This window comes from Chloroflexota bacterium (assembly GCA_014360905.1).
Lineage (GTDB): Bacteria > Chloroflexota > Anaerolineae > UBA2200 > UBA2200 > JACIWX01.
On the sequence record JACIWW010000007.1, the window covers coordinates 76,906 to 95,886 of the forward strand.

Genomic DNA, 18,981 nt, shown 5'->3' on the forward strand with positions numbered 1-18,981 from the left:
CTGTGCGAAAGATATTCGCCGAAGGGCAATCCCTACTGTGGTTTATTCCCTTGATAATTGGACTGGGTATAGCTGCCCTGTTCAGCCTTACCTTGTCCTCACCTGGCTTGGCAGATGAGCCGGATTACTTTCTGTATATGCCTTTGGTTGCCAAACCCTTACCCACTCCTACCTGCACGCCCACGGCAACACCAACGCCTTTGCCACTGGATGTGCGTGTGGAACCCGCTTGCTCAAATTTCAAAGGTGGCACTGCCCAGGATCCCACTGGGGAATGGGTATGCTTCAAAAACTACGATATACGACCCGCGGACATGACCAACTGGTATGTGGAAGATGAAGCGCTTCACCGCTACACTTTCCCGCCTTTTGTCCTCAACCCAGGAGCTATAGTCAGATTGCACAGCGGCCTGGGGTCGGACACAGCCACCGATCTGTATTGGGGGCGGAACATCCTTATTTGGAACAATGATCACGATACTGTTTCTCTTTACAATTCTCTAGGCAATTTGGTCAATCGTTATCGTTATTAGCTGGCCTCGCTGGATGAAATGCCCTCGCTTCGTGCTCGCGCCGCGCGGATCCCCTACGCGGTTTGCCGAAACTTCCCTTTTTGTTCTGTGCTGGGGCGTCTTAGGAGTCTCTTAACGGAATGTGCAAGGGGCATTGCCTGCTATTCAGCGGTATGTGAGCCGCCTTCTCATACAAACAGCAATTTTGGCGATGACCCACGCAGTTATTATCGATTGGAAGCCGCCAGAATCTTCCGCTGAGTACGAGCTCTCTTTTTATCTTCTGCCGTGGTTATGGCACGCTGTAGATGACCGTTAGTTTGGGTCGTTGCTGCAGCACAGGCCATTCCGAGGAGCGGAAGCGAATTTCCTGGTCCACGTTCTGGCCGAGCAGAAGGATGCCATGATTCGTCCATGGATCACTGACCCAGCGCTGAACGAGCGGGGTTACATCCCAATCATAAAATTTGTTGATGAAGTAGACGAAGGTGGAAGCCAGGAAAGTGCCCTCGCGATCGCTGCCTATTGCTTCGCAGCCAGGGATAGCCCATGCCTCATAACCAGTGCTGTTCCAGATAGCTGCAGCTTCATCCCAAGGGCGTAAGACAGCAAATGCAGAGACTCTCATGCCGTAGAGGGTCCGTCTGGACCAAGCGAATAAGGAGAGCTTGGCACTGAGGATATGAGCATTAGTGGGGATGTAACCCTCGAGATCAAAGCGGATAAGGGTGCGTTCTGTGCCCTTTTCGCGGCCATTGATGCGCAAGCTGTCCTCGTTTCCCCAAGGTGTATCGGGTCTATAGGAGGCAAGTGAGGTGTCGGTAGTTCCGTAGTAAGAGGCAAAAGGCGAGAACTCTTGCTGGAAAATGCGCTCCATCGGGGTAGGGACAGGCGTGACAGTTGGCACCCGTGTAGGCTTGGATGTCGGAGTGGGTGTGTTGGTCGGAGTAGGAGGTCCTGCTGGGGTAGAAGTTCTGGTTGGAGTAGGTGAGTAAACGGGAGTCATAGTTGGAGTAGGTGAGTAAACGGGAGTCATAGTTGGAGTAGGTGAGTAAACGGGAGTAATGGTTGGAGTAGGTGAGTAAACGGGAGTAATAGTTGGCGTGGCAGAGCAAGTAGGAGTGGGGGAAGGTGCGGTGGGAAGATAGGTGACAACAAGGTACGGACGCATGTCTGGAATCTCCGAGGTACGGAACTGGTATTGCACATGCAGCCCATCAGCAACAAGAAGCACACCCTCATTAGCAAGCGGATTGGTAACCCAAAGCTGCGCCATCTGGGTAACATCCCAGGAGTAGTACTGCTGCTCGTTGGAGACGGTAGTGGAGACAGCGGAATGGGGATCATAGTCAAAGATTGGGTTACTACAGCCAGCAGTATGCCAGAAATCAGTAGTGGTGGCATGATCCCAAGTGGCTTCGCATTCATTCCAGTGTTTTTTGACCCTATAGGCATAGATGGTGAGAGGGAAGGAATAGCTCCAATACCAGGCATATAGGTACAAAGTAGCCTGGAGCACGGTGGCAGTGGTGGGTATCATCGAGATGTCAAATTTGATCAAACCACGTTCTCGACCTCCAGATGCAGGATGAATGCGCATGGTGGAAGCAGTGCCAAAGTTTGTAGCAGGTTCATAGAGTGAGATATGAGTATCAGCTACCCCCATGTAAAAGGCGTCAGGGTAGACACCTTCTTGGAAGACAACAGTGATGGGTTCAGCTGCAGCAGACATAGGCAAACTAAGAGCAGGATCTGCCTGACTGGTTGGATTGGGCAAGAGAGAAAGCAACATGGCAATGGTTAACACAGCGAGGGCAAGATGTCTTGCCCTGGCAAGGAAATAAGGAGAGATGCGATTCTGGCCCATTATGCACTACCTCCTCTGATGCCAAGGTTACCCTTCATTACCTGGTCTAATAGTGAGATGGCACATCGTAAATAAGACATGCTTACCATCCCCAAAAAGCGACGAGGTCCATTGCTAACTAATGATATTTTACCACAAATTCTAAAAATATGACGTCAATTGCTCTTCGAGGGATACGGTCAATAAAACGTACGCCTCTGTTATCGTAAAAGGAGCAGTCTTTTTACAAGGGCTGTTTTCCTTTTGGTCCAATGGCATTTACTGATTGTTGGTTACATCAATCACTGTTGGATAGTAACTCGTACATCACAGGGCGGAGGAAAGTTTCCTGTGATGTCCACTACTGTCAGACGTAGCACAAAGGTGCCATTCGGGAACCCTGTTGTATCCCAGATGCCAAGCACGCCGTTCACCACTGGGGTGCGGTTTACCTCCCCAATGCTATGCCACTGCGTTGGGTTTTCACCCATGCCATACTCGATTTTATAAAATTGAAAGCGATCAATCTGAGCCGTACCCAAAATGGTTACCCGTCCCGAAATAACCTGGTTCATAGTAGGAGAGGTAATCTGAACACCGGGTTGGGGGCAAGGTGGTGGCTGTGGCCGTTGAGTCGCAGTCGCGGTCGGCGTGGGAGGTAGAGGGGTAGGCCTTGGACGTGTGGGAATACGGGTCATGGTCGGTGTGGGTGGAGCTGGCGTGCTAGTTGGTAGTTCGATGACCAATAAAGAGGTAGGAGTAGGTTCCTGTGCCAGCGGCATGGGCTGGGATGGGATAACTACAAATATGACCACGGTCACCATAGCCAGCAAGGCGATGGCAAGGACCAAGCTAGTCCGCGCCCGATTCTCACGGATTGTCGCTAGTTCCTTCTCCAAGGTGAAAATGGTTTCCGCTTTGTCTTTTTGCGCCTGCCTAAGTTCGCGTAGGCTCAGCAACACCGCCAGGAAGCCCGCCCCATATATCCAGAGCGAATAGGCTTGAATAAGGAAGAGTACTTTCGCGAGAATCATCTACGATTGCCTCTATAATCGAAATGCCTTATAGCTGCGATGCATGCTGCTTTTTAGATGCCCTTGCTTCTAGGATGTTATGGATAAGACTACTTCTGGGCTGATTTTTGTTCCAATCTGCGGAGAATCTCCTTGATGAGCGGACCCAGTTTCGTTACCACGATCTTCCCTGCTTCCAGCACTTCTTCGTGGCTAACTATGGCAGCTCCCGGCTCGATGGGGGCGACGTTGCTTATACCAGAGATAGCCAGTACGCGGAGGCCAGCGTGATGAGCTACTGTAACCTCGGGCACTGTAGACATGCCAACGGCATCAGCACCAATGAGACGCAGGAAACGCAGATCGGCTGGGGTTTCGTAGCTGGGACCACACAGCATGATATAGACACCTTGGTGCAAGGGGATACCCAGGTCTCGGGCAGCCTGCAACGCCATATGACGCAATTCAGGATCATAGGCTTGCGACATATCAGGAAACCGAGGCCCAATCTCTGGGTCATTCGGTCCGCGTAATGGGTTGAGACCGACCATGTTGATCAGTCCGATGTGATCCGTGATGAGCATGAGGTCTCCGGGTCGAAAAGCTGGGTTCAACCCACCAGCAGCATTGGTCACAATCAGATATTTTACCCCCATTGCCCACATGACGCGGATAGGGAAGGTGATCTGCTGCATAGTATAGCCCTCATAATAATGAACCCGGCCGCACATCAAGATCACTGGGCAGCCTTGGAGCAAGCCCATAACCAACTCGCCAGGATGGCCTTCCACTGTAGCAGGAACAAAGTGGGGGATTTCAGAATAAGGTATGCGCACAGGCTGCATTACTTCAGTAGACAGGGAGGCCAGCCCTGAGCCAAGAATGATCCCCACACGAGGATGAAGGCTGGCCTTCCTAGTGATGAACTCTACAGCCTCGTGGATATCCGTTTTCGAGAAAATCTCTTGCATTTTGCTACTTCGCGCGCGGATGGGCTTCGTCGTACACTTCGCGCAACCGTTCGTTGCTGACTTGCGTGTACACCTGTGTTGTAGCGATATTGGCGTGGCCTAGGAGCTCCTGTACATTGCGCAAGTCGGCACCGCCGCGCAGCATATGTGTGGCAAACGAGTGGCGCAAGGTATGTGGGGTCACCTGTGCCTGGATACCGGCCTCTTTGACATAGCCCTTGACGATCAACCACAATCCCTGTCGGGTGAGACGCTGACCGCGCTGATTCAAGAAGAGCGCCTTCTGCTCTGGGTCGCGCAAGAGATGGATACGGCCCTTGCTCAGATACGCGTCAATAGCTTGCACGGCCCGCTCATAGATGGGAATCACCCGCTCCTTACCCCCCTTGCCGAAGCAACGGACGCTCGCAGAAGCCAGGTCAACATCGCCTACATTCAACGCCACGAGTTCGCTCACTCTCATGCCTGTAGCATACAGCAATTCGAGTATGGCTCGATCGCGGAGGGATCTGGGGGCATCCGTTTTGCTTGCCGCTTCCAGCAGTTTCTCGATATCTTGTTGAGAAATAGCTCGAGGCAAGTACTTTTTCACACGGGGAGAGTCCAGTGTAGCCGTTGGATCATCTCTGATTAACCCGTCGGCTACTAGGAAGTGGAAGAAGGACTTGATGGCTGCTACCTTGCGCGCCACTGTGGTAGAGGCGTATTCGCGCTCCTTTTTCAGATTGAGGATATAGGCTATCAGGTGTTCTTTCTTGACCTCGTCCCAGCTCTTCACCTTGGGTTCTGCCTGGGTTTCCAGAAACTCCAGAAATTGACGTAGGTCATTTCTGTAGGCAACACGCGTATTCTCTGAATAGCCTTTCTCTATTTCCAGTGATGTCAGATACTCTTCTAATCTCCTCTGCATGGTACACTCCTTTATTCATAACCTAATACTAGCCCTGTCGACCACAAATCTACCAATTTATTCTAGCATAACTTTTCATAAGACGCAAATTTGCTGTAGAGTGCTGTAATTCGACCGGCTATTGGAATGTGATTTCTTCCTTGCCCTTTAACCTGTCCAGGACACGATTCGTGATAATAGTGAGATGGTGATCGTGTTTCACAAAATCTAGTTCATCGCTTGGTATAGTGAGCACTGGGCACAGATCGAAATGCTGTAGCCAGTCTTCGTAGAAAGAATTGAGCAAAGCCAGATAATCCTCCGTAATGCCAGCCTCAATCACACGGCTGCGCTGGCGAATGCGTGCCAGCAAAGTCGGCACAGAGGCACGTAGATAGACCAACAGATGAGGTGCCGGCAAGGTGCGGATCACCTCCTCGTACACGCTGCGATAGGCATTCAGGTCTCGTTTGTCCAGATAATTTAGCGCATGCAAAGCACGAGCGAATATCTCAGCATCTTCATAAATACTGCGGTCCAGAATACTAGAGGCAGTATGCTCTGTGCTCAAGTAACGATGAATTTTTGCTCGATGCCCCAGGAAAAATATCTGCAAGTGGAAACTCCACTTGCGCATGTCCTGGTAAAAGTCTGCTAGATAGGGATTATCATCCACCGATTCATAAAAAGCATCCCAGCCCAGGCGTGCAGCCATTAACTTGGCCAGGGATGTTTTGCCTGCACCTATATTGCCCGCTACGACGACAAAGTACCTTGGCATTTTTGCTCCTATTGCAGCGCGTTGTGTGCAAGATCAGCAGCCCATGGATTAGAGTAAGCTCCATAACCAGCAGGCAGGACTTCCATAAGCGGCGCAAATCTCCTGTGCTGATGGATGGATAACCCATACGACTTGTCAAAGTATAACACAAGGAAATAATTACAGTCAAATGAACGGGTTTATTCGTAGCGATCTAGTGGTATGTGTTTGCGCAATTCTTTGATCTGGCTGCGCCTTCGCTTTCGTTCGATGCGCTGCTGTACGCTCTGAGGCGAGGGTGTTGTTGGCACACGTCGTCTGGATGAACGCAACCCACGCTGCAGCAATTGGACAAACCGTGTTATTGCCTCTTCTCGATTGCGCAACTGACTGCGATGAGTAGTGGCCACAATGCGCAAGATGCCTTCGCTATCTATATAGCCAGCCAGGCGATTGAGGAGGCGAGATCGTTGTACGTCGTTCAGGCTGGGCGAATGCTGCACATCGAAGAGCAGTTCCACGCGTGTCTCACGTCGGTTAACCCTTTGCCCTCCTGGGCCTCCGCTGCGTGAGAAGCGAAACTCTAACTCAGAAGACGGAATAACCAAGTCACCGGTTATGCGGATGTGTTCTTTGTTTTCCTCTGTCGATATCATGGCTCTTTCACAGGATCAGCATGGCATCGCCGAAACTATAGAAACGGTAACGCTCACGAATAGCTTCCTGGTACGCACGGTCAATCCGATCTTTTCCGGCAAAGGCTGCTACCAGCATGAGCAATGTCGAACGGGGTAAGTGAAAATTGGTAATCATGGCGCTGACCACACGGAATGGAAAACCTGGGTATATAAACAGATCGGTAAAGCCAGCGAATGGCCTTAATGGAGTTTTGCTATCCAGCAGGTGCAAAGCCGCTGTTTCGAGCACACGCACAGTCGTTGTGCCAACGGCGATAATCCGCCGCCCTTCTTCTCGCGCGCGGTTGATAGCTTCGCTCGTCTCCACCGGCAACTCACAGTACTCGCTGTACATGCGGTGCTCCTCGATATTCGCTTCCTGCACTGGACGGAATGTATCCATGTTGATATGTAGGGTGACGAAGGCGAATTCAACTCCGTGTTGCTGCAATTGTTGCACCAACTCTGGGGTAAAGTGCAGCCCGGCTGTTGGTGCGGCTACGGAACCACTCACCCGTGCGTAGATGGTCTGGTAACGTTCGGCATTTTCCAGTGGAGTGTGGATGTAAGGTGGTAAGGGGATCATACCAATGCGATCGAGCAAGGGCTCGATAGGAGCGGAAAAAGAGACCACCCTGCCGCCTCCCTCAGTTGAGGCTAACACGCGGGCGATGATTTCCGGAGCAGGATAGGTCGCACCAGTTCCTATATCTGTGAACGCATGAATAGCTAGCTCTGTTCCGGGTTTCACCCGCCGGCCAGGTTTCAGCAATACCTCCCAAGTTTCATGATCGCGTTTCTTGATGAGCAGTAGTTCTACTTTGCCACCACTGGGTATCTTGTGACCAAACAAGCGCGCCGGGATAACACGGCTATCGTTGGCAACCAACAAGTCGCCAGCTTGCAGATACGTAACGATATCGCGAAAACGGCGGTGTTCAATGCATCCATCAGCGCGATGCAGTACAAGCAGCCTGGAGGCATCGCGCGGCTCAATGGGGGTCTGAGCGATTAACTCGGGGGGCAAGTAATAATCGAACTCGCTAGTTCTCAAAATTGCCTCTTGTTTCTAGTTGCCAGGGCGATAGCGCCAACGATGCACATCACCGCTACAGCAGAGATGAGGTTGAGGACGAGGGTGGCAAAAGCGGAGACAAACGCAGCCCTTGTCAAAGCCATACTCCGTCCATACAAGCGTGCTGTAAAGGGCGCCACCGCTTGCACGGCAGCAAGGAGCGCAAAACCGAGGAAAGCAAGGGCACTGCTAATGTTTCTGCGTTTTAGTACTAGTATGCAAGTGAGGCCTGTTCCCAGCAGATACGCCAAGAACAGCGGTAGCCTGAGTAAGAAATTGACAGCCATTGTCCCTCCCTGGATGGCATACAATCCGAGTTTCTCACCTCATCGCCGTTTCCAATGAGGTCACGCGTTGGCATATGCGCCGTTTCTGTAATTCCTTGGCCATGCTACGTCCATCCTTGGGTGGTTGAATGCCAAGCCAGTCAGCAATAGTCGTCCCTACGTCGGCAAAGGTGTCGCGTGTGCCTAGATTGACTCCTGCTTGGATCTGTGCACCATAGATGAGGAGTGGCACGTACTCTCTAGAGTGATCCGTGCTGGGCGTAGTTGGATCGCAGCCATGATCGGCGGTAAAGATCAGCACGTCCTCACTGCGCAATGCAGCGAGGAGTTCTGGCACGCGCTCATCTACAGCCTGCAGGGCTGCCGCATAGCCTTGCGCGTTGTTGCGATGTCCGTAAACCATATCAAAGTCCACCAGGTTGGTAAAGATGAGGCCCGGCCCTGCTTTTGCCATAGCCTCTAAAGTTTTGTCCACGCCATCCATGTTATCATGGGTATGAACAGCGTAGCTGATACCCTGTCCAGCAAAGATATCCTCGATTTTACCTACTGCCCATACGGCTTGGCCGGCTTGCAGAATGTAATCCAGCAGAGTTGGCTCGGGCGGTGCTGCGGAAAAGTCACGGCGTCTATCGGTGCGCTGAAAGGCGCCTGGCATGCCAATAAAGGGACGCGCAATGACCCGCCCCACATTATGTTCGCCCGTGAGCATCTCGCGTGCAATGCGGCAGATGCGGTACAGCTCTTCTACCGGAATAACTTCCTCATGGGCAGCTACCTGGAAGACACTGTCTGCACTGGTATAAACGATGGGGAAACCAGTACGCATGTGTTCTGGTCCGAGCTCTTCAATGATGACAGTGCCAGAAGCGGGATAGTTGCCCAGAACTTTACGTCCGATGCGCCGTTCGTACTCTGCGATTAATTCTTGGGGAAATCCATGTGGGTAGGTTGGTAATGGACGGCGTGAGATAACGCCGGCGATTTCCCAGTGGCCAATTGTGGTGTCCTTGCCGACGGACGATTCTGACATACGGCCATAAGCGGCAAGGGGAGATGGTTCGGGAGATACGCCTAGGATAGGATGGATGTTGCCAAGCCCCAATTTTTGAAAATTGGGCAGGTGCAGACCCCCTACCGCTCTTGCCATATTTCCTAGAGTATCTGAGCCCTCATCGCCATACAAATGTGCATCGGGCAATGCACCGACGCCCACACTATCCAATATGATCAGAATGACTCGTTTAATCTTGCTCATGATATTTATCATCATAGCGACAGAGCAAAATTTCTGCAAATCTTAGAACACAGAACACCGTGCTCAGTACACCGATTCAGCGTCGTTGGGTGGAACGGAGAATACGGATGACCTCATGACTATTGCGATGACTTTAGTCATTCCCCGATGCCAGCAAGACGGCTACGTTGGTACGCGCTCGATCCAGCCCCAAGCTCTGCGCCGTGACCAAGCATTTGGTGCGCAGCAGGCAGAGAAAAGATCCCTGATATCTATGGACTAATTCAGAACACGCATAGTAGTTGGCCTGTCCTTTGCTAATCACCACATTAGTCTGCTCAAGTTCCGCGCGCAGGTCCGCCGACATCTCATCCAGTGGCAATCCCAGCGTGTCCGGACCCGTGAGGATGAGCGGGGCCAATTTGTCCATGCCCACCTCGTGGGCATCTTCCCACACGGCGTCGCTGGTGATTGGGCCGCCCTTGATTGCTACGGTGATGTGACATCCGTAGCGTTGCAGTTCAGCGACTAGAAGCGTGTCCAGGGCGATCTCGCCAACGTTGTCGGCCAGATAGAGCACACGACAGTGTTTGCGCAACAGCGCCTGTAATGCCGCAACGTGGTCCACAGCCAATCCTTCGCTGACAACGAGCGAAAGTTGTGCTGCGATGTCCTCTACGGGCAAATGGTAACCAGTTCCCACGGTGCGGAAATCAAGGTAGTTGCCAGCAATAGCCCACAAGACCAACAGGCGCAAGCGTTCCAAATCATTTCCTATCCCCATCACTTCTCGGGCAACTTGATCCCGCAGGGCCAAACCTGCTTCATTGCACCGTTTCCGCAAATCGCGAAAGGGCATCTCTTGCTTTGTGCGCTCTTTCAACAGGCGATGAACGCGAGTGATATAGAAAGAAGGGATGCGTTGTTGGTCGAACTCCTGTCCCATCCAGGACAAGGCTTCACAAAGGATAGCCAGGCGCTCTGCTTCATCCGTGACGGTTGCTTCCAGAGCGCCGCGCAGGTCGTCAATGATACAGCTCGCACAAGCCATTTGGGTCAACATGGCACAAGCTTACTGCAGTCTATGCAGCGGGGCAAATAGTGTGGGCGCTGCATTTGTCAAAGCTCAACTCCGGTGCTATAATAATATAGTACACTGCATCTCATTGAGCCCCTGCCTACAAGGGGCTCTTTTTGGGTTTTGGGGTGATATGAACACGGTATCTATTGTGGATAAATTAGCACAGATTGAACAGCGCTATGAGGAACTAGAGCGTCTGTTGGCTGATTCTGAGGTAGCCACGGACTATAATCGGCTGCGTCAATATGCCCAGGAGCGAGCTGACATCGCAGACCTGGTGGAAACCTATCGTCATGTCAAGTCAATCCAGCAAGAGCTGGAGAAGACCAAGAGCATGTTGGAAGATGATCTGGATGACGATATACGTGTTCTGGTCGAGCAAGAGATAGAGCGATTGGAATTCCAAGAAAGCGAACTGCAGCAGAAGCTGCGTCTGCTCCTCCTGCCTAAGGACCCCAATGATGAGCGGAATGTCATCATGGAGATCCGTGCCGGCACAGGAGGTGAAGAGGCAGCCTTGTTCGCGGCTGATCTATATCGCATGTATGCCCGTTATGCGGAAGCCCACGGTTGGAAGACAGAGTTGCTGAGCGCTAATGTGACGGGCATAGGAGGTTTCAAAGAGATCATCTTCGAGGTGCAGGGTAAGGGTGCTTATTCCCGATTGAAGCATGAAAGCGGCGTGCATCGGGTACAGCGTGTGCCTGTCACTGAAGCGAGCGGTCGCATTCATACCTCCACTGCAACGGTAGCAGTCTTGCCTGAAGTGGATGAGGTGGATGTGGAGATCAAACCGGAGGACTTGCATATTGAGGTCTTTCGCTCCAGTGGACATGGTGGCCAAAGCGTGAATACCACCGACTCTGCTGTACGCATCACCCATTTGCCCACTGGTATTGTTGTATCTTGTCAGGATGAACGATCCCAGTTACAAAATAAGATGCGTGCCCTGTCCATCCTTCGTGCGCGTCTATATGACATAGAACGGCGAGCACTTGAGGAAAAAGTGGATGCTGCGCGCCGTTCCCAGGTAGGCACGGGCGAACGGAGTGAAAAAGTCCGTACCTATAACTTTCCGCAGAATCGCGTTACCGACCACCGCATCAATTTCTCCAGCTATCGCCTCGAAGAGGTGCTAGCGGGGGAATTGGACGAGTTCATCGAGCAACTCATCGCGGCAGAACAGGCGGAGAAACTGCGTGTTGCTGGCATCGAATAACCGCTATTCTGCCTCTGACGATATGCCCAGAAATGCCACAGTGCAGCAGGCACTCTTGTGGGCCACTTCTGTTCTTTCTGCGGCTGGCGTCCCTTCTCCCCGGCTCGACGCTGAAGTCCTGTTGGCCCATGCATTGGAGTGGAAGCGAGCCCGCCTGTATGCTAGGCCAGAATGGAAATTGACGGCTGATCAGCAACAATCCTTCCAGTCGTTTGTAGAACGTCGGCATTGTCGAGAACCGGTGCCGTATATCATCGGGCATCGAGAGTTCTACGGACTTGATTTCATCGTGGACCGCAGAGTCCTCATCCCCCGTCCCGAAACCGAGCTGCTGGTAGAGCGCGCCCTAGAGACAGCCGGGTGCTTAGGGAAGGACAGGTTGATCCTGGCTGATATAGGCACAGGCAGTGGCATAATCGCTGTGAGCCTGGCCATACACCTTCCCGATGCAACAGTGTACGCGACGGATGCTTTTGCTGAGGCATTGGAAGTGGCTGCCTGCAATATTGCGCGTCATCATCTCTCGCATCAGGTGCATTTGCTTTTAGGGGATTTGCTCCAGCCCTTGCCTGAACGGATCAATATCATCGTAGCCAATTTGCCCTATGTCTCTGTGGAACATCTGGCCAGCGCGCCTCCAGATATGGTTGCTTACGAACCTCTAGCGGCTTTAGATGGAGGGCCAGATGGATTGGTGCATATTCGGCGTTTGTTAACCCAGGCTGGCCAGTGGCTTTTGCCAGGTGGAGCGATCCTGCTCGAGGTGGGGGCTGACCAGGGCCAGGAGGTTACAGAGTTTGCGGCGCAGCACTATCCTGGCGCAAAAATAGAGTTATTCCAGGATTATGCAGGATTAGATCGGATTGTGCGCATTCAGACGTGAGGGATGACGATGCTGGTATTGCCGATTAGCCAACCAGGCAGCATAGAACAAGCTGTGGCCGTTTTGCGCGCTGGGCAGGTCATCGCCTTCCCTACTGACACAGTATACGGCGTGGGAGCACACGGTTTCATGGCCTCGGCCATCGAGAAGTTGTATGATCTAAAGGGGCGCGAGCGTCAGAAGGCTATTCCGTTGTTGATCGCGCGCATAGAAGATCTCACGACGGTGGCCGTTGACATACCCGCTATTGCCTGGCGCCTGGCGGAGCGCTTCTGGCCAGGTGCAGTGACATTGGTGCTGCCCAAAGCAGCGACGGTTCTGGACGTGCTTACCGCCGGTGGAAACTCCGTGGCGGTGCGCCTTCCAGGGCATGATGCGATATTGCAGCTCATCGCAACACTTGGGGCACCCTTAGCGGCAACCAGTGCCAATCTCTCGGGGCAACCTGAAGCGGTAACCGCTGAAGAAACGCAAGCGATCTTTGGCACTCAACTAGCATTGATCCTCGATGGTGGCCGTTGCCCAGGTGGAGTGCCATCCACAGTGGTAGATGCTACTGTGCTCCCACCGCGCATCCTCCGTCGTGGCGCGTTGGCTGAAGAGGTCGAGGCGTTTCTTTTTCGATTCTTATAGAGTAAGGCTAGCAGCTTTACTCTTCTTCTTTTGTCTCTTTCTCCGCGGCTTCCGTCTTCTCTTCCGATTGGCGGATTTCTCGACGGAACTCGCGGATGCTTTTGCCCAGTGCTGCGCCAATCTCGCTCACCCGTCCTACACCGAAGATGAGAATAACGATCAGCAACAAGATCAGCAATTCAACTGGGCCAATATTGCGCAACATTTCTCCTCCCAGGAAAGGTAACTTGCTGTTCCATGGGCTATGACCATGCTGTCTGCTTGAATATGGCAGGACAGCACGCATCCCCTGCCTTTAAAACTAACATTTTCTAGTATAGCACATAACCCATCAGAGTTCAAAAGCGCTTGCATTTATCCTCCATCCATGCTAAACTATTCTTAGCACTGAAGGAGGGCAAATGACCGCGCAGGCATTATACCGCAGATGGCGCTCGCAAACTTTTGCTGAAATCATTGGACAGGAGCATGTCACGCATACGCTGCTTAATGCGTTGCGCGCTGGCCGCATTTCTCATGCCTACCTGTTCGCTGGTCCCAGGGGTACGGGCAAGACAACTACAGCCAGGGTGTTAGCCAAGGCAGTCAACTGCCTAAATCCACAAGATGGTGAGCCATGCAACCGTTGTTCCATCTGCCAAAGCCTGAATGAAGGCCGTTCGTTGGACCTGATTGAGATGGATGGCGCATCCAACCGCGGTATAGATGAAATACGCGATGTGCGGGAGAAGATCGTTTTCGCCCCTAGCGAGTGCCGCTACAAGGTCTATGTGATTGACGAAGTACACATGCTGACGGATCCAGCGTTCAATGCGCTGCTCAAGACGCTTGAAGAACCACCCCCACATGCCATCTTTATCTTGGCCACGACCGAGCCACACAAAGTTCCGCTTACTGTGCTTTCGCGTTGCCAGCGTTTTGATTTTCGTCGTGTTTCTCTTTCCCATCTCAAGCAAAAATTGGAACTCATCTGCGCCCGAGAAGGCATCCGCATTCAACCAGCCGCCCTGGATGCTATTGCTCGCCATGCTTCAGGCAGTTTTCGCGATGCAGAGAGTTTGCTGGATCAGTTAGCTTCTTATGAGGCGGAAATCACTTTAGAGGATGTGCGTCAGGTGCTGGGTGCAGCCCCGCAAGAGATCATCACAGGGATGATCCAGGCACTGGTGGCTCGGGACGTCAGTGCAGGTCTTAGACTCATTAACGAGGCCGTGGACAGTGGTGTGGAACCCCGTCAGCTCACGCGAGAGGTGCTAGAGTATCTGCGTGGACTGCTTTTGGTGAAGAATGGCAGTGCATCCTTGTTGCAAGTGACGGATGCGATGCGACAGGAAATGACGGCATTGGCTGAGGCAATGCCTCTGGAGCGCTTGCTGCAGACAGCCAAGCTCTTCAATCAGGCAGCCAATTACTTGAAGACAAGTTTACACGGGCAGCTACCACTTGAACTGGCTTTTGTGGAAGCAGCATCGTTGGATGAAAGAGCAACCGCCTCGGGCGAAAAAGGAGCACCTATGCTTCGTGAGCAGCCAGCACGTTCCCCAGCACCCAAGCCGGCTACTGAGGAAAAGGAGAGCATTGCTGTCGCTGAGAGCATAGCACAATCCACTGTAGCGCCTATATCGAGCGCCGTGACAGAGTCTGCTGAAGAAGCGGTGGAGCCACCACCGGCTCCTTCAGCAGAAGAGACTACTGCATCGGGAATCACTCTGGCCTGGCTGCAGGAGAATTGGGGCAGGCTACTGCAGGCAACCAAGCCGCGGAATCGCATGGTCGAAGCCCTTTTAAAGTCCTGTGAACCAATATGCGTGGAAGAAGATTTGGTTACTCTGGGTTTTTACCATAGTTTTCACAAAGAAAGAGTAGCAGAAGACAAGCACCGCGTGGTCGTTGAGGAAGCGTTGGCAGAACTGACTGGGCGTTTCTATCGCGTGAAGTGCGTCCTTTACGAGGGGGACCGCAAAGGGAGAGAGCAACAAAACGAAGTAGAACGCCGTGAGAAACTGCTAGAGAACCCTGTGGTCAGCGAAGCCATCAAGCGTTATGGTGCTAGAGTGGTAGATATACAGTAGAAGTGGTGAGGGAGGACAAGTCAATGGGCAGCAAGGGTAAGGGAAGCCGGATGCGCTTTCAGCCCGGGGCTAGTAGCATGATGAAGCAGATGCAAGAGCTGCAGGCACAGATACTGCAGGCTCAGGAGGAACTCGCTCAAGAGACAGTAACGGTGTCCGTGGGAGGAGCGGTGACCGTCGTCATGGACGGTCAGCAGCAAGTCCGCGCGGTGACCATTCATCCCGATGCGGTAGATCCCAATGAGATTGATCTTTTGCAGGATATGATTGTGACGGCTATGAATGAGGCTCTGAAAAAATCCCGTGAATTGGCGGATCAGAAGATGGCCTCTTTCACCGGCCCATTACGTATGGCAGGGTTGATGTGATGTCGGCAACACCCAAGCCAGTTACGCGACTAATTGAGGAGCTTTCGCGGCTGCCCGGTATTGGTCCAAAAACCGCTTCTCGTTTGACCTATTTCTTGCTACGTGCTCCTGCGGAACAGGCTCAGTCACTGGCGGAAGCAATCCGTCAGGTGAAGGAGCGCACCGTTCTGTGCAGTGTATGCTTCAACATAGCTGAAAGCAGCCCGTGTTCCATTTGCAGCAGCCCTGATCGTGATCCGACCCAGATTTGCGTGGTCGAAGAGCCCTTGGATGTATTGGCCATTGAGCGGACGCGACAGTATCAGGGATTGTACCACGTGCTGCATGGAGCGATTTCGCCTGTAGAGGGCATTGGCCCTGAAGAGCTCAAAATCCGTGAGTTGGTGCAACGCGTCAGGAATGGCAATGTGCATGAAGTGCTTCTGGCGACAAATCCCAATCTAGAGGGAGAGGCCACCGCCATGTACATTGCTCGGCAGATCTTGCCGCTGGGTGTCCGTGTGACGAGGCTGGCCCGTGGACTGCCCATTGGCGGTGATCTGGAATATGCGGACGAGGTAACATTGGCCCAAGCCCTTGAGGGCCGACAGGAAATATAACGGTTAGAAAAACCAGGTTTGGCTCAAAAACCTAGTTTCTTTACGAGATCTTTCAGCCGCAGTGCATTTTCTACAGCGTAGCCAAAGGCATCGTTGTTGAAGTACGCATACACATCGTGGTTACCTTCGAGAAAGCCTATGATCTGCTCAGCCCACCATTGCAGTTCCTCTTCTCTGTAACAACTGCCGTACTTAGCTTCTGCGCCATGTAGTCGGATGTAGACAAAAGGCGCTGTAGCGCGTAGGACGCATGGGAAGTCAGGCAAGCTAACAATGCAAAATGCTGCTCCGTGCGCTTCCAGCAAGGCAAACACAGACTCCTCAAGCCAGGAGGAGTGACGAAACTCGAAAACATGGTGCAAGTCACCGGGGAGCAGGTGCAGGAAATCGTGCAGCCGCTCTGTGTTACACACCCAGCGGGGCGGAAGTTGATAGAGAATGGGACCCAATCGCTCTCCCAACAGACGGCTGCGCTCCAGAAAGAGCGCCAAAGCTGCCTCCACACCATTCAGTTTCTTCATGTGGGTGATATAGCGACTCGCCTTCACTGCGTACCGGAAGCCCTCGGGAGCTTCTTCTTTCCACGCCCGAAAAGCCTGCTCCGAAGGCAGGTGATAGAAGGTATTGTTCACCTCGACCGTATCGAAATAGGTCACATAGTGCTTTAGCCACTGACTTGTGGGCAACTCCCAGGGATAGAGTATCCCCCGCCAGTGAGGATACACCCAACCCGAGGTTCCAATGTAACAGGTTGGTTTAATGGCTTCCGCAGCCATATAGCCTTCTCCTGATACCCTGTGCTTTCTGCGGCAATTGTATCATGGATGGCTGGGATGTGAAAACCTAGCTCTTTCTTTATCTGTTCGGCTCAATAAATGAGTTGAGGAAATGTATCTATTTGGTAACAGCAGGGTTTTTGTTTTGCACGATTTGTGCTATAATATTTATTAAGCGCGTTTGGTGCAAGGCTTGAGGATGGGCAAGGAGTGGCGACGCTCGAGGAAGAGAGAAGGAAACTTCGAACATTGCAACAAGCGGTATTAGGGTTTGCCTGGGTAATGATCGTTGGCAGGGAACTGGTGTACTGCTTCCTGAAGAAGATGACCATTCAGGAGAGCATTCTCAGCGCGCTGGTGATGATGGCCATTGCTACGGTACTGGTGGAGTTCGGTTTCCGTGCGATTGCCAGATGGTATCCTACGGAGCTGCGTCGCTTCCAGGAGTCACTTGTCCTACTTGACATTGCCACAGCGGTGAGTTCAACGCTGGATCTTACGCAAATGCTCAAGTTGATCGCACAACGCACCGCTGAAGCATGCCAAGCGCACCGCTGCAGTATCCTGCTATTCGACGAGCAGCGCCAACGCATTCTGCCGCTTATGTCCCAGTACGCCTCGGGAGCAACAGACAAGGAGCTCTGGGAGCGTTTCCGTTATCGAACCTATGCTCAGAGGGTTGAAGAGGTGCCTGTGCTGAAGAGGGTCATTGAAGATCGCCAGCCACTTGTTCTGAGTGCGGCTACGATTTCTTCCCTGCCAGAAGCGTGGACCAAGCCATTCAATATCTGCAGCCTGTTGATCGTGCCCTTGATTGCGAGGGATTGCGTCATTGGTATTATGGCGCTGGACCACGTCGAGCCAATTAGGCACTTTACACATGACCAAATCAATCTGGCGATGACCATTGGCAGCCAAGTGGCAGTTGCGTTGGAAAATGCGCGGTTGCATCAACAGATCAGGGAGGAAAAAGCCAAGACCGAGGTTATTCTGCAGGAAATGTTCAGTGGCATTATCGCAGTGGATCACGATCTGCGCATTCTGTCCCTGAACCCAGGCGCGGAGGCGATCACCGGCTATCCTGCCAACCAGGTGATAGGCAAGCAACTGGTAGAAGTATTTGGCGAAGACATCGCTGCTCCTGACAGTCCTTTGGCCCGTGCGATGGAAAGCGGGGAAAAGGTCCCACCAGTAGAAACTACGCTATCGGGGCTGCAAGGTATGAGGGATGTGTTGCTTGGCGTGACTCCGTTGTCGGGAGTTGGTCGATCGGCGACACAGTATCTACTGAGCTTTGCCGACATCACCAAGTTAAAGGAAGTGGACCGTCTTAAGTCGAGCATTGTAGCCAATGTGTCGCATGAACTGCGCGCTCCGTTGAGTTCGATAAAAGCATATACTGAGCTATTGTTAAGCAATGCAGAAGGTGCGAACGAGGCACTGCGCCGCGAATGGTTGTCCGTGATCGATCGCGAAACAGAACGGCTGACGGCGTTGATTAACGATCTCCTGAACTTGTCACGTTTGGAATCAGGGCATTTTGAACTAACCAAGGTCCCTATTTATCTCGGAGAAGTGATCACTGACGTTGTTATTTCCCTGCAGGTTCAGGCCAAACAACGGGGCATCGCTATTGAGCTGGATTTGCAGCCGGATTTGCCTAGGTTGGTAGCCGATGACAATCTGATCAGGATAGTGGTCAGGAATCTGGTGAGCAATGCAATCAAGTTCAGTTACGATGGTGGTCGTGTATACATCCGTGCCTGGAAGGAAGGCGAGGATATCAAGTTTTACGTTCAAGATGAAGGCGTTGGCATTGCTCAAGAGGCTATTCCTTACCTATTTACCAAGTTCTTCCGGGTGCCATCAGCAGCCGCTGCCGATGTGCAGGGAACTGGGTTAGGCCTGGCCCTGGCGAAAGAAGGCGTGGTAGCGCACGGGGGACGCATTGAGGTGGAAAGCACCCTGGGCAAAGGGAGCCGTTTTACTGTAACGATACCGCTCACGGGCGAGGCAGCTAGTAACGAATCGCTAGATGCAACCGAAACTGATGGCAAGTTCAGCCGTCATCAGTGATATAAGA

The 18,981-nt window shown here is 52.5% G+C and carries 20 protein-coding genes; 8 read left to right on the plus strand and 12 right to left on the minus strand.

The window, feature by feature from the left end:
* Window positions 1–2 precede the first annotated feature (2 nt).
* Window positions 3–533, plus strand: coding sequence for a lamin tail domain-containing protein (locus H5T67_04815; protein ID MBC7244635.1), 531 nt, complete (start codon window positions 3–5; stop codon window positions 531–533).
* Between the two features lie 271 nt (window positions 534–804).
* On the opposite strand, the gene H5T67_04820 is transcribed toward H5T67_04815, so the two are convergent.
* From H5T67_04820 to H5T67_04865, 10 genes are all read right to left on the minus strand, one after another.
* On the minus strand, window positions 805–2,379 hold the full coding sequence (locus H5T67_04820) for a DNRLRE domain-containing protein (GenBank protein ID MBC7244636.1): 1,575 nt from the start codon (window positions 2,377–2,379) through the stop codon (window positions 805–807).
* Window positions 2,380–2,660: 281 nt separating this feature from the next.
* Window positions 2,661–3,392, minus strand: a complete 732-nt coding sequence (locus H5T67_04825; protein ID MBC7244637.1) for a hypothetical protein — start codon at window positions 3,390–3,392, stop codon at window positions 2,661–2,663.
* An 89-nt stretch (window positions 3,393–3,481) separates the two neighbouring features.
* On the minus strand, window positions 3,482–4,342 hold the full coding sequence (locus H5T67_04830) for a purine-nucleoside phosphorylase (GenBank protein ID MBC7244638.1): 861 nt from the start codon (window positions 4,340–4,342) through the stop codon (window positions 3,482–3,484).
* Window positions 4,343–4,346: 4 nt separating this feature from the next.
* On the minus strand, window positions 4,347–5,252 hold the full coding sequence (xerD, locus tag H5T67_04835) for a site-specific tyrosine recombinase XerD (protein ID MBC7244639.1): 906 nt from the start codon (window positions 5,250–5,252) through the stop codon (window positions 4,347–4,349).
* A 118-nt stretch (window positions 5,253–5,370) separates the two neighbouring features.
* The gene (locus H5T67_04840) at window positions 5,371–6,012 is read right to left on the minus strand and encodes a deoxynucleoside kinase (protein ID MBC7244640.1); all 642 of its coding nucleotides are present in this window, start codon (window positions 6,010–6,012) and stop codon (window positions 5,371–5,373) included.
* 179 nt (window positions 6,013–6,191) lie between these two features.
* Window positions 6,192–6,647 carry an aminoacyl-tRNA hydrolase gene (arfB, locus tag H5T67_04845; GenBank protein ID MBC7244641.1) on the minus strand — a complete coding sequence of 152 codons (456 nt, stop codon included), beginning with the start codon at window positions 6,645–6,647 and terminating at the stop codon, window positions 6,192–6,194.
* Between the two features lie 7 nt (window positions 6,648–6,654).
* The gene (gene queA, locus H5T67_04850; protein MBC7244642.1) at window positions 6,655–7,722 is read right to left on the minus strand and encodes a tRNA preQ1(34) S-adenosylmethionine ribosyltransferase-isomerase QueA; all 1,068 of its coding nucleotides are present in this window, start codon (window positions 7,720–7,722) and stop codon (window positions 6,655–6,657) included.
* A complete protein-coding gene (locus H5T67_04855) occupies window positions 7,719–8,030 on the minus strand; it encodes a hypothetical protein (protein ID MBC7244643.1) in 312 nt (103 codons plus the stop codon). Before H5T67_04855 ends, queA begins: the two co-directional genes overlap by 4 nt.
* A 34-nt stretch (window positions 8,031–8,064) precedes the next feature.
* Window positions 8,065–9,300: a phosphopentomutase gene (locus H5T67_04860; GenBank protein MBC7244644.1), complete on the minus strand. Its 1,236-nt coding sequence runs from the start codon at window positions 9,298–9,300 to the stop codon at window positions 8,065–8,067.
* Between the two features lie 121 nt (window positions 9,301–9,421).
* Entirely contained in the window at window positions 9,422–10,330 is a 909-nt protein-coding gene (locus H5T67_04865; protein MBC7244645.1) for a DUF89 family protein, read from the minus strand.
* A gap of 148 nt (window positions 10,331–10,478) precedes the next feature.
* Between H5T67_04865 and prfA the strand changes: the two genes are divergently transcribed.
* Genes prfA through H5T67_04880 form a run of 3 tightly spaced genes read left to right on the plus strand, consistent with a single transcriptional unit; the run spans window position 10,479 to window position 13,083 of the window.
* A complete protein-coding gene (gene prfA / locus H5T67_04870; GenBank protein ID MBC7244646.1) occupies window positions 10,479–11,567 on the plus strand; it encodes a peptide chain release factor 1 in 1,089 nt (362 codons plus the stop codon).
* Between the two features lie 22 nt (window positions 11,568–11,589).
* The gene (gene prmC / locus H5T67_04875; GenBank protein MBC7244647.1) at window positions 11,590–12,450 is read left to right on the plus strand and encodes a peptide chain release factor N(5)-glutamine methyltransferase; all 861 of its coding nucleotides are present in this window, start codon (window positions 11,590–11,592) and stop codon (window positions 12,448–12,450) included.
* Between the two features lie 3 nt (window positions 12,451–12,453).
* Window positions 12,454–13,083, plus strand: a complete 630-nt coding sequence (locus tag H5T67_04880; protein ID MBC7244648.1) for a threonylcarbamoyl-AMP synthase — start codon at window positions 12,454–12,456, stop codon at window positions 13,081–13,083.
* Between the two features lie 16 nt (window positions 13,084–13,099).
* On the opposite strand, the gene H5T67_04885 is transcribed toward H5T67_04880, so the two are convergent.
* On the minus strand, window positions 13,100–13,288 hold the full coding sequence (locus H5T67_04885) for a twin-arginine translocase TatA/TatE family subunit (GenBank protein MBC7244649.1): 189 nt from the start codon (window positions 13,286–13,288) through the stop codon (window positions 13,100–13,102).
* Between the two features lie 196 nt (window positions 13,289–13,484).
* Here H5T67_04885 and dnaX point away from each other — a divergent pair, with 196 nt between their 5' ends.
* The 3 genes from dnaX to recR are packed head-to-tail and all read left to right on the plus strand — an operon-like array spanning window position 13,485 to window position 16,122.
* The gene (gene dnaX, locus H5T67_04890) at window positions 13,485–15,155 is read left to right on the plus strand and encodes a DNA polymerase III subunit gamma/tau (GenBank protein ID MBC7244650.1); all 1,671 of its coding nucleotides are present in this window, start codon (window positions 13,485–13,487) and stop codon (window positions 15,153–15,155) included.
* Window positions 15,156–15,178: 23 nt separating this feature from the next.
* Window positions 15,179–15,523 carry a YbaB/EbfC family nucleoid-associated protein gene (locus tag H5T67_04895; protein MBC7244651.1) on the plus strand — a complete coding sequence of 115 codons (345 nt, stop codon included), beginning with the start codon at window positions 15,179–15,181 and terminating at the stop codon, window positions 15,521–15,523.
* A complete protein-coding gene (gene recR, locus H5T67_04900) occupies window positions 15,523–16,122 on the plus strand; it encodes a recombination protein RecR (GenBank protein MBC7244652.1) in 600 nt (199 codons plus the stop codon). Before H5T67_04895 ends, recR begins: the two co-directional genes overlap by 1 nt.
* 23 nt (window positions 16,123–16,145) lie before the next feature.
* Here recR and H5T67_04905 read toward each other — a convergent pair whose 3' ends face one another.
* Window positions 16,146–16,898 (minus strand): DUF72 domain-containing protein, encoded by a 753-nt coding sequence (locus H5T67_04905; protein MBC7244653.1) that lies wholly within the window; start codon window positions 16,896–16,898, stop codon window positions 16,146–16,148.
* 210 nt (window positions 16,899–17,108) lie between these two features.
* Here H5T67_04905 and H5T67_04910 point away from each other — a divergent pair, with 210 nt between their 5' ends.
* Window positions 17,109–18,974 carry a GAF domain-containing protein gene (locus tag H5T67_04910; GenBank protein ID MBC7244654.1) on the plus strand — a complete coding sequence of 622 codons (1,866 nt, stop codon included), beginning with the start codon at window positions 17,109–17,111 and terminating at the stop codon, window positions 18,972–18,974.
* Window positions 18,975–18,981: the final 7 nt, after the last annotated feature.

What these genes read in the sequence shown, in the direction of transcription:
- H5T67_04820 (MBC7244636.1), bottom strand. Translation starts at nt 2,379, where the DNA reads ATGGGCCAGAATCGCATCTCTCCTTATTTCCTTGCCAGGGCAAGACAT.
- H5T67_04825 (MBC7244637.1), bottom strand. Translation starts at nt 3,392, where the DNA reads ATGATTCTCGCGAAAGTACTCTTCCTTATTCAAGCCTATTCGCTCTGG.
- H5T67_04830 (MBC7244638.1), bottom strand. Translation starts at nt 4,342, where the DNA reads ATGCAAGAGATTTTCTCGAAAACGGATATCCACGAGGCTGTAGAGTTC.
- xerD (MBC7244639.1), bottom strand. Translation starts at nt 5,252, where the DNA reads ATGCAGAGGAGATTAGAAGAGTATCTGACATCACTGGAAATAGAGAAA.
- H5T67_04840 (MBC7244640.1), bottom strand. Translation starts at nt 6,012, where the DNA reads ATGCCAAGGTACTTTGTCGTCGTAGCGGGCAATATAGGTGCAGGCAAA.
- arfB (MBC7244641.1), bottom strand. Translation starts at nt 6,647, where the DNA reads ATGATATCGACAGAGGAAAACAAAGAACACATCCGCATAACCGGTGAC.
- H5T67_04855 (MBC7244643.1), bottom strand. Translation starts at nt 8,030, where the DNA reads ATGGCTGTCAATTTCTTACTCAGGCTACCGCTGTTCTTGGCGTATCTG.
- H5T67_04860 (MBC7244644.1), bottom strand. Translation starts at nt 9,300, where the DNA reads ATGATAAATATCATGAGCAAGATTAAACGAGTCATTCTGATCATATTG.
- H5T67_04865 (MBC7244645.1), bottom strand. Translation starts at nt 10,330, where the DNA reads ATGTTGACCCAAATGGCTTGTGCGAGCTGTATCATTGACGACCTGCGC.
- prfA (MBC7244646.1), top strand. Translation starts at nt 10,479, where the DNA reads ATGAACACGGTATCTATTGTGGATAAATTAGCACAGATTGAACAGCGC.
- prmC (MBC7244647.1), top strand. Translation starts at nt 11,590, where the DNA reads ATGCCCAGAAATGCCACAGTGCAGCAGGCACTCTTGTGGGCCACTTCT.
- H5T67_04880 (MBC7244648.1), top strand. Translation starts at nt 12,454, where the DNA reads ATGACGATGCTGGTATTGCCGATTAGCCAACCAGGCAGCATAGAACAA.
- H5T67_04885 (MBC7244649.1), bottom strand. Translation starts at nt 13,288, where the DNA reads ATGTTGCGCAATATTGGCCCAGTTGAATTGCTGATCTTGTTGCTGATC.
- dnaX (MBC7244650.1), top strand. Translation starts at nt 13,485, where the DNA reads ATGACCGCGCAGGCATTATACCGCAGATGGCGCTCGCAAACTTTTGCT.
- H5T67_04895 (MBC7244651.1), top strand. Translation starts at nt 15,179, where the DNA reads ATGGGCAGCAAGGGTAAGGGAAGCCGGATGCGCTTTCAGCCCGGGGCT.
- recR (MBC7244652.1), top strand. Translation starts at nt 15,523, where the DNA reads ATGTCGGCAACACCCAAGCCAGTTACGCGACTAATTGAGGAGCTTTCG.
- H5T67_04905 (MBC7244653.1), bottom strand. Translation starts at nt 16,898, where the DNA reads ATGGCTGCGGAAGCCATTAAACCAACCTGTTACATTGGAACCTCGGGT.